10 protein-coding genes are annotated in these 12,925 nt (G+C 69.7%); all 10 read left to right on the forward strand.

Annotated elements, in window-relative coordinates:
* Nucleotides 1-122: 122 nt before the first annotated feature.
* Nucleotides 123-1,691, forward strand: a complete 1,569-nt coding sequence (locus ACSU1G_RS21570; protein WP_439282076.1) for a SulP family inorganic anion transporter — start codon at nt 123-125, stop codon at nt 1,689-1,691.
* Nucleotides 1,692-1,736: 45 nt separating this feature from the next.
* A complete protein-coding gene (locus tag ACSU1G_RS21575) occupies nt 1,737-2,240 on the forward strand; it encodes an Lrp/AsnC family transcriptional regulator (protein ID WP_439282077.1) in 504 nt (167 codons plus the stop codon).
* A 137-nt stretch (nt 2,241-2,377) separates the two neighbouring features.
* Complete coding sequence (locus ACSU1G_RS21580; protein WP_439282078.1) at nt 2,378-4,171, forward strand: thiamine pyrophosphate-binding protein; 1,794 nt, start codon at nt 2,378-2,380, stop codon at nt 4,169-4,171.
* A gap of 114 nt (nt 4,172-4,285) precedes the next feature.
* Nucleotides 4,286-5,890, forward strand: a complete 1,605-nt coding sequence (locus ACSU1G_RS21585; protein WP_439282079.1) for a fumarylacetoacetate hydrolase family protein — start codon at nt 4,286-4,288, stop codon at nt 5,888-5,890.
* A 2-nt stretch (nt 5,891-5,892) separates the two neighbouring features.
* Complete coding sequence (locus tag ACSU1G_RS21590; protein ID WP_439282339.1) at nt 5,893-6,573, forward strand: GntR family transcriptional regulator; 681 nt, start codon at nt 5,893-5,895, stop codon at nt 6,571-6,573.
* A gap of 17 nt (nt 6,574-6,590) precedes the next feature.
* Nucleotides 6,591-8,129: a 5-carboxymethyl-2-hydroxymuconate semialdehyde dehydrogenase gene (hpaE, locus tag ACSU1G_RS21595; protein ID WP_439282080.1), complete on the forward strand. Its 1,539-nt coding sequence runs from the start codon at nt 6,591-6,593 to the stop codon at nt 8,127-8,129.
* A gap of 67 nt (nt 8,130-8,196) precedes the next feature.
* Nucleotides 8,197-9,363 (forward strand): 3,4-dihydroxyphenylacetate 2,3-dioxygenase, encoded by a 1,167-nt coding sequence (hpaD, locus tag ACSU1G_RS21600; protein WP_439282081.1) that lies wholly within the window; start codon nt 8,197-8,199, stop codon nt 9,361-9,363.
* Nucleotides 9,364-9,379: 16 nt separating this feature from the next.
* Nucleotides 9,380-10,165, forward strand: a complete 786-nt coding sequence (locus tag ACSU1G_RS21605) for a 2-keto-4-pentenoate hydratase (RefSeq protein WP_439282082.1) — start codon at nt 9,380-9,382, stop codon at nt 10,163-10,165.
* A complete protein-coding gene (locus ACSU1G_RS21610; protein WP_439282083.1) occupies nt 10,150-10,962 on the forward strand; it encodes an HpcH/HpaI aldolase family protein in 813 nt (270 codons plus the stop codon). Before ACSU1G_RS21605 ends, ACSU1G_RS21610 begins: the two co-directional genes overlap by 16 nt.
* Nucleotides 10,963-11,016: 54 nt before the next feature.
* The gene (locus ACSU1G_RS21615; RefSeq protein WP_439282084.1) at nt 11,017-12,912 is read left to right on the forward strand and encodes an FAD-dependent monooxygenase; all 1,896 of its coding nucleotides are present in this window, start codon (nt 11,017-11,019) and stop codon (nt 12,910-12,912) included.
* Nucleotides 12,913-12,925: the final 13 nt, after the last annotated feature.

A 12,925-nucleotide genomic window follows, 5' to 3' on the forward strand; every position in this document is an offset into this window, starting at 1 on the left:
ATGCTCGAACGTCAGTGGGAGGGGACCACTGTTTCAGTAGAGCGCATTCCAGGGACCGGATAAGCCGGGGCTGTCCGCGGCTAGGGTGGACCTGTCACCCCTGCACCGACGGAGATCCAGCCATGCCCGACGCCGCCCCCTTGCCTGAGCGCGCACCGAGCCATCCCGAGGTGGCTCAGAACCTCGCCGTGGCCCGGACGGGATCGACCCCTGAGGAGCGCCAGTCCGTGTGGCGCACCCTGCGGCGGCCCGGGTGGCTGAAGACGGAGCTGCTGTCCGGGATCGTGGTGGGCCTGGCCCTGATCCCGGAGGCCATCGCCTTCTCCATCATCGCCGGGGTGGACCCCCAGGTGGGCCTGTTCGCGGCCGCGATCATGGCGATCTCCATCTCCTTCCTCGGCGGCCGGCCGGCCATGATCTCCGCCGCCACCGCGGCCACGGCCCTCGTCATCGCCCCCGTGGTGGCCAGCCACGGCGTGGAGTACCTCTTCGCCACCGTCATCCTGGCCGGGGTCCTGCAGGTGGTGATGGGCCTGGCCGGCGTCGCCCGGCTGATGCGGTTCATCCCCCGCTCCGTCATGACCGGATTCGTCAACGCGCTGGCCATCCTCATGGTCCTGTCCCAGCTCCCGGACCTGATGGGTGTGCCCTGGCCGGTCTATGCGCTGGTGGGCCTGGGACTGCTGATCATCTTCCTGTTCCCCCGGCTGACGGGGGCGGTACCGGCGTCTCTGGTCTCCATCCTGGTGGTGACCGGCCTCGTGCTGGTGGCACAACTGGCGGTTCCGACCGTGGGGGACAAGGGCGAGCTGCCGCAGGCGCTGCCGATGCTGGTGCTGCCACAGGTGCCGTTGACCCTCGAGACGTTCCAGGTGATCGCCCCCTACGCGGCCGCCATGGCCGTCGTCGGGCTGATGGAGTCCCTGATGACGGCCAAGCTGGTGGACGACGTCACAGACACCGGCTCCTCCAAGACCCGCGAGTCCCTCGGCCAGGGCGGGGCAAACATCATCGCCGGGTTCTTCGGCACCATGGGCGGCTGCGCGATGATCGGCCAAACCATGATCAATGTGAAGGCCAACGGGGCTCGGACCCGCCTGTCCACCCTGGCAGCCGGGGTGATGCTGCTGCTGCTCTCCGTCCTGCTGGGGGACGCCGTGGGGAGGGTGCCCATGGCCGCGCTGGTGGCCGTCATGCTCTACGTCTCCTGGGCCACCTTCGAGTGGCACTCCATCCGGCCGGCCACCCTCAAGGCCATGCCCAAGTCGGAGACGGCGGTCATGCTGGTCACGGTCGCCGCCACGGTGGCCACCTCCAACCTCGCCATCGGGGTGGGCCTGGGCGTGCTGACCGCCATGGTGCTCTTCGCCCGCCGGGTCGCCCACTTCGTCACGGTGCGCCGCACCGTCCAGGAGTCCGACGCCGGCTTGGTCACCTACCGGGTGGACGGCGAGTTGTTCTGGGCCTCCTCGAATGACCTCTACACCCAGTTCGACTACCTCGGGGACCCCGGGCGGGTGGCCATCGACCTGTCCCGATCCCACCTGTGGGACGTCTCCACCATCGCCAGCCTGGAGGCCATCACCGAGAAGTACGAGCGCTACGGCAAGACCGTCGAGGTGGTGGGGCTGAACGAGGCCAGCATTGCCATGCGGGACCGCCTCCGCGGGAAGTTGGCTCCGGGCGAATAGGCGGTCGGCAGCAGGTCTGGACGGCCGGATGCCACAATGAGCACCATGCAACCCGACCCCCTCGATGCCCGGCTCATCCAGTTGCTGACCGACGAGCCACAACTGCCGATCCTCGAGTGCGCCCGGCGGCTGGGCGTCGCGCGGGGCACCGTGAGCAGCCGACTGGCCCGGCTCCAGGGGCGGGGCGTGGTCTCGGCGATCGTCCCGCAGGTGGACCCGGCCGGCTTCGGCTACGACCTCGTCGCCTTCTGCTTCGTGGACATCTTCCAGAACGTGGGCCACGGGCCCGTGACGGACGCGATCCTCTCGGCCATCCCCGAGGTCACCGACCTCTACACCGTCACCGGGGACCATGACCTGCAGCTGCGGGTGGTGGCCCGCGATGGACAGGAGCTGCAGGGGGTGCTGGACCGGATCTCCCAGGTGCAGGGAGTGTCCCGCACCTCCTCCTCCCTGGCCCTGCGCACCCACGCCCAGGGGCGCACCCTGCCGCTGCTGCACGCGGTGGCCGGGACGGACCCCGGCGGTACGGCCCCGACCGGCGGATAGGCACGCGGCACCACGGCGGGTGTGACACTGGACAGACTGTCCAGCACGCGGGGAACAGGACCGAACAATCTGTACACCCTGTTCAGCCTCAAGGTGATCGATTGCGCAGCGCCGTGCCGGAGCGCACACTTCTCGGTATGACCGCCGTGAACCAGACCCTGATGCCCGACCACACCGAGACCGGACGGGGCGTCCGGCGCGCCACGGTCCCGCAGGCGGTGGCGGGCGTGGTCCGGGAGCGAGCCGAGGTGCTCTTCGGCCTCATGGGCAACGGCAACGCGCACCTGATCAGCGAGCTGACCAGCACCGGGTTCCCGTTCGTCACCGTCCGGCACGAGGCCGGTGCGGTGGCCGCCGCCGATGCCTATCACCGTGCCTCCGGCCGCATCGGCACCGCGAGCGTCACCTATGGGGCCGGTTTCACGAATACCCTGACGTCTCTGGCGGAGGCTGCGCTGGCCCGTATCCCGCTGCTGCTGATCGTCGGGGACAGCCCGACCACCGGCCCCCGTTCCTTCGACATCGACCAGGTGGCCATGGCCGCCGCCGCCGGGGTCGAGACGGTTCGCCTGGACGCCCGGGATCCGGCCGCACAGGTCCGCGCGGCCTACGATCGCGCCGAGGCCGGCCGGCGGCCCGTGGTCGTCGCGATCCCGTATGACCTCGTGGAAGTCCCGGTGGAGGCCTTCGTCGAGGCCAACCAGTCCGCGATCGATCAGCCCGCCGGGCTCACCCAGACGCCGGTCCCGGAGGCCCCGTCCGCGGCCGGGTTGGAGCCGATCCTGGCCGCCCTGCGTGGGGCGGACCGTCCGCTGTTGATGGCGGGCCGGGGCGTGCTGGATTCTCCGGACGCCCCGGAGGCCCTGCGGGAGCTGGCCGACCGCCTGGGTGCATTGTTGGCGACCTCGGTCATGGCCCGGAACATCGCCGGCCCGGAGGGCGATCTGGGCATCGCCGGTGGTTTCGGCCGCCTGGAGCGGGTGGACCTCATGCGCCAGGCCGATGTGGTGCTGGTCCTGGGCGCGAGCATGAACCCCTTCCAGATGCGGTACGGCACCGTCTTCGGCCCGGAGGCCACCGTCCTGCAGGTGGACGTGGATCCGCACCGACGCCACGAGCGCACCGATCACTTCCTCGCCGGTGACACCGGAATGGTGCTGCGGGCGCTCATCGCGCGTTTCGGTGCCAGCCCGGTGGAGAACGGACGGCACGACGGCGGCTGGCGGGCCCGCCAGCCCATCCCCGCGTCCCCGAGGTTGGCTCTGCCGACCAACTCCGCTCCCGAGGCCGCGATCGACGCTGCCCCCGAGGGTCTGGCGCCCGACGGCCGGCTGGACCCGCGCACCATGGCGCTGGCGCTGGAGGAGATCCTGCCCGGGGAGCGGACCTTCGTGCAGGACGGGGGCCACTTCATCGGGTGGATCCCCCTGATGTGCTCGGTGCCGGACCCGCGCTCGCACCTGTTCGTCGGCACGGCCTTCCAGTCGATCGGGCTGGGCTTCCCCTCAGCCGTCGGCGCCGCGGTGGCCCGGCCGGACCGGACCACCGTGCTGGTGACGGGAGACGGTGGCGGCCTGATGGCCCTGGCCGACCTGGAGAGCTTCGTGAAGCAGGCCCGCTCCGGCGTGGTCGTGGTCTTCAACGATGCCGCCTACGGTGCGGAGCTGCACCAGTACGCCTCCCGAGGGCTCCACGAGCAGGCCATGCTCATCGACGAGGTGGACTTCGCCGCCGTGGGCCGTGCCTTCGGTGCCGAGGGGATCAAGGCCCGGAGCCTGCAGGACCTCGACGTCCTGCGGGGCTGGGTGGAGCGTGGCGCCGAGGGCGTCTTCGTGCTGGACCTTCCGATCTCCCAGGACGTGGTGGCCGAGTACATGACCGAGTCGATGGCCGGCGCGGCGCCGGCACCCCGGCCGTTGCCGGTGGAGTGACGGCCCGTGGAGTGGTGGCCAGTGGACAGAAGTCCGCAGGGGTGGCCAAGGTCACCAAGAATCGTATACGATCTGTGGTGAACGAGATGCACGTCACCACGGAGGCAGCACATCATGACCGAGACACCCGCCCTGGACCACGCCGCGCAGTCGCCCGGCCCGGTGGACTTCACGGCCCGTCAGAACCGGCCTGGCAAGGTCATCGCCCTGCACCTGAACTACCCCTCGCGGATCGCCCAGCGCGGCCGGTCGCCGAAGTTCCCCGGCTACTTCCTCAAGGCCGGGACCTCCATCGCGCGCACCGGAGATGCCATCGAGCGGCCGGCGGGCACCGAGCTGCTGGCCTACGAGGGCGAGATCGCCCTGGTGATCGGTGAGAGGTGCCGCCGGGTGACACCGGAACAGGGCTGGTCCAAGGTCTCCGGCATCACCGCCGCCAACGACTGGGGCCTGTACGACCTCCGGCACGCGGACAAGGGCTCCAACGTCAAGAACAAGTCCGGCGACGGTTACACCCCGCTGGGCCCGAAGATCATCCCCGCCGCCGGCCTGGACCCCGAGAACCTGCGCGTACGCACCTGGGTCAACGGCGAGATCGTCCAGGACGACACCACCGCGGGCCTCGTCTTCCCCTTCGGCCAGCTGGTGGCCGACCTCTCCCAGCTGATGACCCTGGAGGCCGGTGACGTGATCCTCACCGGCACCCCGGCCGGGTCCTCCGTGGCCCAGCCGGGCGACGTCGTCGAGGTCGAGGTGGACGCCCCCACCGCCCCCGGTGCCCCGAGCTCCGGCCGGCTGGTCACCACGGTCACGGCCTCCGAACACCCCCTGGCCTCCTACGGCCACGGACCGCAGGTGGACGACACCCAGCGCGAGGAGGCGTGGGGTTCCCGCAAGGCCGCAGGCCTGGCCGCACAGCCGGCCACCGCCCCCGGTGAGACGGCCGGTGGCGGTGACGGGGCCGGCGTCGGGCACCTGCACTACGTGCCCTCCGCCCCGGTGGCCGACCGCAGCCTGCTGACCGCGCAGCTGAAGGCGAAGATCAACGAGACGGCCGTGGCCACCATCACCGCCCAGCTGCGCAAGCGGGGCATCAACAACGCCACGATCGACGGCGTGAAGGCCACCCATCCCGGCCAGCGCATCCTCGGCTACGCCAAGACGCTGCGCTATGTGCCCAACCGCGAGGACCTCTTCAAGGCCTTCGGCGGCGGCTACAACGCCCAGAAGCGGGCCATGGACTCGGTCGAGCAGGACGATGTGGTGGTCATGGAGGCCCGCGGCGAGAAGGGCACCGGCACGCTCGGGGATGTCCTGGCCCTGCGCGCCAAGGTGCGCGGCGCGGCCGCGGTGGTGACCGACGGCGGCGTCCGGGACAGTGCGGCCGTCGCCGAGGTGGGCTTGCAGGTCTACTCCAACGGCACCCACCCCTCGGTACTCGGCCGGCGTCACGTGCCCTGGGAGGTGGGGGGCACCATCGCCTGCGGCGGCACCGCGGTCCAGCCCGGGGACATCGTCATCGGGGACGACGACGGCGTGGTCATCGTGCCGCCGGCCCTCCTCGCCGAGGTGGTCGAGGACGCCTGGGAGCAGGAGCAGCAGGACGCCTGGGTCTATGAGCAGGTCGAGGCCGGCCACCCGGTGGACGGGCTGTTCCCGCCGAACGCCGAGTGGAAGGCGAAGTATGAGGAGTACCGCGCGAGCCGGGACGGCCGGTGACCATGACCTCCAAGGCGGATCTGGCCTACCGGGAGATCCTCTCCGGCATCAACGCCGGGCGGCACAGCCCCGGGGCGCGTTTGGTGCTGTCCCAGCTCGCCACCGAGCTGAACATGTCCGTGGTCCCGGTGCGGGAGGCCATCCGGCGCCTGCAGTCGGAGTCGATCGTGGCCTTCACCCGCAACGTCGGGGCCACCGTGATCGGGATCGACCCGGAGGTCTACCACGACACCATGGAGACCCTGGCCCTGGTGGAGGGGTTCTCCACCGCCCAGTGCGCCCCCCTGGTCACGGCCGAGGAACTGGGCCGGGCGCGGGAGCTCAACGAGCGGATGCGGGCGCTGCTGACGGACTTCGACGCCCGTGAGTTCACCGCACTGAACAAGGAGTTCCACTCGGTCCTCTTCGAGCACCACCAGAACCCCCACATCCTGGACCTCGTCCACCGCGGCTGGGCCCGGCTGGCCGCCCTGCGGTCCTCCACCTTCGCCTACGTCCCCGGCCGGGCCAACACCTCGGTGGCCGAACACGACCACCTGCTGGACCTGATCGCTGACGGCGCCGACTTCGCCACCGTGGAGGAGGCCGCCCGTCGGCACCGACTCAACACCCTGAACGCCTATCTGGACCACGTCGCCGACACCGCCGACACCGCCGACGACACCGACACCCCGTCTGTCTGACGACCGAGAGGACCATCATGACTGCCCAGAGCACCGACTTCGTTCCCGCGAACCTGCCCTCAACGATCCAGCACTACATCGGGGGACAGCACGTCGACTCGATTGACGGCGACACCTTCGAGGTGTTGAACCCCGTCACCAACAAGCCCTACCTGAAGGCGGCCTCCGGCAAGGTCGCCGATGTCGACGCCGCAGTCGCCGCCGCGAAGGACGCGTTCGAGAACGGTCCCTGGCCGTCCATGCTGCCCCGTGAGCGCTCCCGGGTACTGAACAAGATCGCCGACATCGTGGAGACCCGCGGTCAGGAACTGGCCGAGATGGAGTGCTTCGACACCGGACTGCCGATCTCGCAGGCCCTGGGCCAGGCCCGGCGCGCGGCGGAGAACTTCCGTTTCTTCGCCGACCTGATCGTGGCCCAGCACGACGACGCCTTCAAGGTCCCGGGCCGCCAGGCCAACTACGTCAACCGCAAGCCGATCGGCGTGGCCGGGCTGATCACCCCGTGGAACACCCCCTTCATGCTGGAGTCCTGGAAGCTCGGCCCGGCCATCGCCTCCGGCAACACCGTGGTGCTCAAGCCGGCGGAGTTCACCCCGCTGTCCGCCTCCCTGTGGCCGGGCATCTTCGAGGAGGCCGGGCTGCCGACCGGCGTGTTCAACATGGTGCACGGTTACGGCGAGGAGGGCTTCGCCGGGGACTCCCTGGTCAAGCACCCGGATGTCCCGCTGATCTCCTTCACCGGTGAGTCCACCACCGGGCAGCTCATCTTCGCCAACGCCGCCCCCCACCTCAAGGGACTGTCCATGGAGCTGGGCGGCAAGTCTCCCGCCGTCGTGTTCGATGACGCCGATCTGGACACCGCGATCGACGCGACCATCTTCGGCGTGTTCTCCCTCAACGGCGAACGCTGCACCGCCGGCTCCCGCATCCTGGTCCAGCGCGGCATCTACGACGAGTTCGTGGAGCGCTACTCGGCCCAGGCGAAGCGTGTGAAGGTCGGCCTGCCGCACGAGGAGTCCACCGAGGTGGGGGCCCTGGTGCACCCGGAGCACTTCGAGAAGGTCATGTCCTACGTGGAGATCGGCAAGTCCGAGGCCCGCCTGACCGCCGGCGGCAGCCGTCCCGAGGAATTCCCGGAGGGCAACTTCATCCAGCCGACCGTCTTCGCCGACGTGGCCCCGGACGCCCGGATCTTCCAGGAGGAGATCTTCGGACCGGTGGTGGCCATCACCCCCTTCGACACGGACGAGGAGGCCCTCGAACTGGCGAACAACACCAAGTACGGCCTGGCCGCGTACATCTGGACGAACGACCTGAAGCGGTCCCACAACTTCGCCCAGAACGTGGAGGCGGGCATGGTGTGGCTGAACTCCAACAACGTCCGCGACCTGCGCACCCCCTTCGGCGGCGTCAAGGCCTCCGGCCTGGGCCACGAGGGCGGCTACCGCTCCATCGACTTCTACACCGACCAGCAGGCGGTGCACATCAACCTCGGCGAGGTCCACAACCCCGTCTTCGGCCGCCAGGAGGAAGCCGCCGAGGAGCTCCAGGCCTGAGCGGCCACCCCACCCGGCACCCCGTCCCCTCCCTCCACGGCACCACCCCACCAGAGCAAGGATCGACATGACACACCTCAGCGATCGGACCATGACGTCCTCCGGCTTCTATGTCTCCCAGGAAGCCCCCATCACCGCCGACAACCCCGTCCCGACCCCGCAGGCCCCGGCCCCGGACATCCTGCGCTGCGCCTACATGGAGCTCGTGGTCACCGACCTGGCCGCCTCCCGCGAGTTCTACGTGGACGTGCTCGGCCTGACCGTGACCGAGGAGGATGAGGAGGCCATCTACCTGCGCTCGCTGGAGGAGTTCATCCACCACAACCTGGTGTTGCGCCAGGGCCCGGTGGCCGCCGTCGCCGTGTTCTCCTACCGGGTGCGCAGCCCCGAGGAGCTGGACAAGGCCGTGGCCTTCTACGAGGAGCTCGGCTGCCGCGTGGAGCGCCGCAAGGACGGCTTCACGAAGGGCATCGGTGACTCGGTGCGCGTGGAGGACCCCCTGGGCTTCCCCTACGAGTTCTTCTACGACGTCGAGCACGTCGAGCGGCTGGCCTGGCGTTACGACCTGTACACCCCCGGGGCGCTGGTACGCCTGGACCACTTCAACCAGGTCACCCCGGATGTCCCCCGCGCCACGAAGTTCATGCAGGACCTGGGCTTCCGCGTCACCGAGGACATCCAGGACGACGAGGGCACGGTGTACGCCGCGTGGATGCGCCGCAAGCCGACCGTGCACGACACCGCCATGACCGGTGGCAGCGGCCCCCGCATGCACCACGTCGCCTTCGCCACCCACGAGAAGCACAACATCCTGGCGATCTGCGACAAGATGGGCGCCCTGCGCATCTCCGACCGGATCGAGCGAGGCCCCGGCCGGCACGGGGTGTCCAACGCCTTCTACCTGTACATCCTGGATCCGGACGGCCACCGCGTGGAGATCTACACCCAGGACTATTACACCGGAGACCCGGACAACCCCGTGATCACCTGGGACGTGCATGACAACCAGCGCCGCGACTTCTGGGGCAACCCCGTGGTCCCGTCCTGGTACACCGAGGCCTCCCTCGTGCTGGACCTGGACGGTAACCCGAAGCCGGTCGTCGAGCGCACGGAGAGCTCCGAGATGGACGTCACCATCGGTGCCGACGGGTTCTCCTACACCCGCGAGGGCGATGCGGACGGGACCTACACGGGCGAGGCCGCCAAGGGCTTCAAGCTCGGGAACCAGCTGTAGGGGAGGGGTGACGCTCATGCTTGACCACGCCACGCACGCCGCCATCGCCGACGAGCTGCACGCCGCCGGCCAGGACCGCCAGCCCGTGCCGCTGCTCACGGCGCGCTATCCCGAGATGGAGATCGAGGACTCCTATGCGGTGCAGGGCATCTGGGCCCAGCGCCAGCAGGAGGCCGGCCGGAAGAAGGTGGGCCACAAGATCGGCCTGACCTCCAAGGCCATGCAGGACGCCACCGGGATCGACGAGCCCGACTACGGCGTCATCTTCGACGACATGGTGATGGAGTCGGGTCACGTCTACGAGTGGTCCCGCTACACGCACCCACGGGTGGAGATGGAGCTGGCCTTCGTCCTCAACCAGACCCTGTCCGGGCCGGGCGTCACTCTGCTGGACGTGCTGCGCGCCACGGAGTACGTGGTGCCGGCGCTGGAGGTGTTGGACTCCCGGATCGAGATGGCCGGCCGCACCATCGTGGACACCATCAGTGACAACGCCGCCATGGGGGCCATGGTGCTCGGTGGCCGGCCGGTCGCCGTGGACGCCGTGGACCTGCGCTGGGTCTCCGGGATGCTCTCGCGCAATCAGGAGATCATCGAGACCGGTGTGGCGGCCGGGGTGCTGAACCACCCGGCCAACGGCGTGCACTGGCTGGCCAACCGGATCGCCGGGCACGGGGACGTGCTCGAGGCCGGGGAGATCATCCTCGCCGGCTCCTTCACGCGGCCCATGTGGGTCTACGCGGGAGACACCGTCTATGCCGACTACGGAGAACTGGGGACCGTCACATGCCGCTTCGTCTAGAACCACAGCCGAGCCTGAAGGACCTGTTCACCCCCGCGGCGCGAACGGCCCGAGGTGACCGGCCGGTCGCCGGCATGTTCGTCAACTCCGGGGATCCGACGGCCACCGAGATCTGCGCCTCGGCCGGCCTGGACTATGTGCTGCTGGACAGCGAACACGCGCCGATGGGGCTGGAGACCATCCAGACGCAACTGCGGGCCATGGCCGGCTACCCGACCATCCCCGTGGTGCGGGTCCCGGCCCTGGACGCCGTGCTGGTCAAGCAGTACCTGGACCTGGGCGCCCAGTCCCTCGTCGTCCCGATGGTGGACACCGTGGCGGACGCCGAGGCGGCGGTGCGCGCCATGCACTATCCTCCCCGCGGCATCCGCGGCGTGGGCTCGGCCCTGGCCCGCTCGGCGCGCTGGAACCGAATCCCGGACTACCTGCACCGGGCCGGCGACCTCATCACCCTGGTGGTCCAGGTCGAGTCCGCCGCCGCCGTCACCGCGGCCGCACAGATCGCGGCGGTCGAGGGGGTGGACGGCATCTTCATCGGCCCGTCCGACCTGGCCGCGTCCATGGGGCTGATCGGCCAACAGAACCATCCGGACGTGGTGGCGGCCGTGACCTCCGTGATCAACCAGGTGAAGGCGGCCGGGAAGTTCGTCGGCGTCAACGCCTTCGCACCCGAGCAGGCCCGGGACTACGCGGCGGCCGGAGCCGACTTCGTCAACGTCGCCGCCGACGTCGCGATCCTGGCCCGCGCCACCGAAGCCCTCGCCGACACCTGGTGCCCCGCACCATCCCTCGACTAGAACCACCTGCCACCGCTCTGCCACAGACCGCCACAGACCTGCCAAGGAGTCGTCATGCTCTTCCACCACAACGGGTACGTTTCCACGGACCCCCGCGTGCAGCCCGCCGCCGGCGTGGGCCTCAACCGATCTTCCGACCTGCCGGACACCATGGACGTGCTCGTGGTCGGGTCCGGACCCGCCGGGATGACCACCACCGCCACGCTGGCGAGCTTCCCGGACGTGATGACCTGCCTCATCGACCGGCGGCCGGGCCGGCTGGAGATCGGCCAGGCCGACGGCATCCAGGCCCGCAGCGTGGAGACCTTCCAGGCCTTCGGTTTCGCGGACGAGATCGTCGCCGAGGCCTTCCACCTGACGGAGATGAACTTCTGGAAGCCGGACCACGAGAACCCCGGGCACATCGTCCGCAGCGCCCGGGCCCAGGACGACCCCACCGGGGTCAGCGAGTTCCCGCACCTGATCGTCAACCAGGCCCGCGTGCTCGACTACTTCGCCCGCTTCGCCCGGAACGCACCGTCCCGTACTGAGCCGTACTTCGGCTGGGAGTTCGTCTCCCTCGAGGTCGGCGAGGGGGAGTACCCGGTCACCGCCACCCTGAGGCGCACCGGCGAGACGGCCCAGGCCGGCGTCGAGCCCGGCCAGGAGCGCGTGGTGCGCGCGAAGTACGTGGTGGGCGGGGACGGTGCCCACTCCAAGGTGCGCCGTGACATCGGCGCGCAGAACGTGGGCGCGGTGTCCTACCACGCCTGGGGCGTCATGGACGTCCTGGCCGAGACCGACTTCCCGGATATCCGGACCAAGTGCGCCATCCAGTCCACGCACGGCTCCATCCTGCACATCCCGCGTGAGGGCGGCTTCCTGTTCCGCATGTACGTGGACCTGGGGGAGGTGGACCAGGACGACGCGGGTGCCGTCCGGAAGACCCCGATCGAGTCGATCATCGCCCAGGCCAACCAGATCGTGGCCCCCTACACGGTGGAGGTGAAGGACGTGGCATGGTGGAGCGTGTACGAGGTGGGCCACCGGGTGACCGAGCGCTTCGACGACGTCCCCACCGAGCAGGCCGGGCAGCGCCGGCCGCGCGTGTTCATCGCCGGCGACGCCTGCCACACGCACTCCGCCAAGGCCGGCCAGGGCATGAACGTCTCCATCCAGGACGCCTTCAACCTGGGCTGGAAGCTGGGGCAGGTGCTGACCGGGGTGGCCACGCCGAAGCTGCTGGCCACCTACTCGGCGGAGCGGCAGCCGGTGGCGCAGAACCTCATCGACTTCGACCGTGAGTGGTCTTCGATGATGGCCGCCAAGCCGGAGGACCTGGAGAGTGAGACCGCGCTGGAGGAGTTCTACCAGAAGACCTTCGAGTTCCCGGCCGGCTTCATGACCGAGTACCCCGAGGGCCTGCTCACCGGTCCGGTGACCCACCAGGGCCTGGCGACCGGATTCCCGGTGGGCAAGCGCTTCAAGGCCAATCCGGTCAAGCGGGTCTCGGACACCACCCCGCAGAACCTGGGCCACCAGCAGGTGGCCGATGGCCGGTGGCGGATCTACGCCTTCGCCGATTCGGCCGTGTCCTCCGCGCCCGATTCCGCACTGCGGACCTGGGCTGACTGGATGGCCTCCGCGGACTCCCCGGTGCAGCGGTACACCCCGGCGGGGAAGGACCAGGACGCACTGTTCGACGTCTACGCCGTCTACCAGCAACCGCATGAGCAGGTGGAACTCATGCAGACCCCGGCGGTCTTCCGCCCGAAGGTCGGCCGGTTCCAGATCTCCAACCTGAACAAGGTGTTCGGGGTGGACCCGGCGGACGACATCTTCGAGGCCCGCGGTATCAGCAGGGACGGCGCCGTGGTGCTGGTCCGTCCCGACCAGTACGTGGCCGGGGTGTTCCCCCTGACGGCGACACAGGAGCTGGCCGACTTCCTGGCACCGATCTTCACCGTCTGACCCGGGTCCAGGT

This window comes from Microbacterium sp. A93 (genome assembly GCF_051842835.1).

Coding starts and splice junctions, on each gene's coding strand:
- ACSU1G_RS21605 (WP_439282082.1), top strand. CDS start 9,380: ATGCTTGACCACGCCACGCACGCCGCCATCGCCGACGAGCTGCACGCC.
- hpaD (WP_439282081.1), top strand. CDS start 8,197: ATGACACACCTCAGCGATCGGACCATGACGTCCTCCGGCTTCTATGTC.
- ACSU1G_RS21590 (WP_439282339.1), top strand. CDS start 5,893: ATGACCTCCAAGGCGGATCTGGCCTACCGGGAGATCCTCTCCGGCATC.
- ACSU1G_RS21610 (WP_439282083.1), top strand. CDS start 10,150: ATGCCGCTTCGTCTAGAACCACAGCCGAGCCTGAAGGACCTGTTCACC.
- ACSU1G_RS21580 (WP_439282078.1), top strand. CDS start 2,378: ATGACCGCCGTGAACCAGACCCTGATGCCCGACCACACCGAGACCGGA.
- ACSU1G_RS21575 (WP_439282077.1), top strand. CDS start 1,737: ATGCAACCCGACCCCCTCGATGCCCGGCTCATCCAGTTGCTGACCGAC.
- hpaE (WP_439282080.1), top strand. CDS start 6,591: ATGACTGCCCAGAGCACCGACTTCGTTCCCGCGAACCTGCCCTCAACG.
- ACSU1G_RS21585 (WP_439282079.1), top strand. CDS start 4,286: ATGACCGAGACACCCGCCCTGGACCACGCCGCGCAGTCGCCCGGCCCG.
- ACSU1G_RS21615 (WP_439282084.1), top strand. CDS start 11,017: ATGCTCTTCCACCACAACGGGTACGTTTCCACGGACCCCCGCGTGCAG.
- ACSU1G_RS21570 (WP_439282076.1), top strand. CDS start 123: ATGCCCGACGCCGCCCCCTTGCCTGAGCGCGCACCGAGCCATCCCGAG.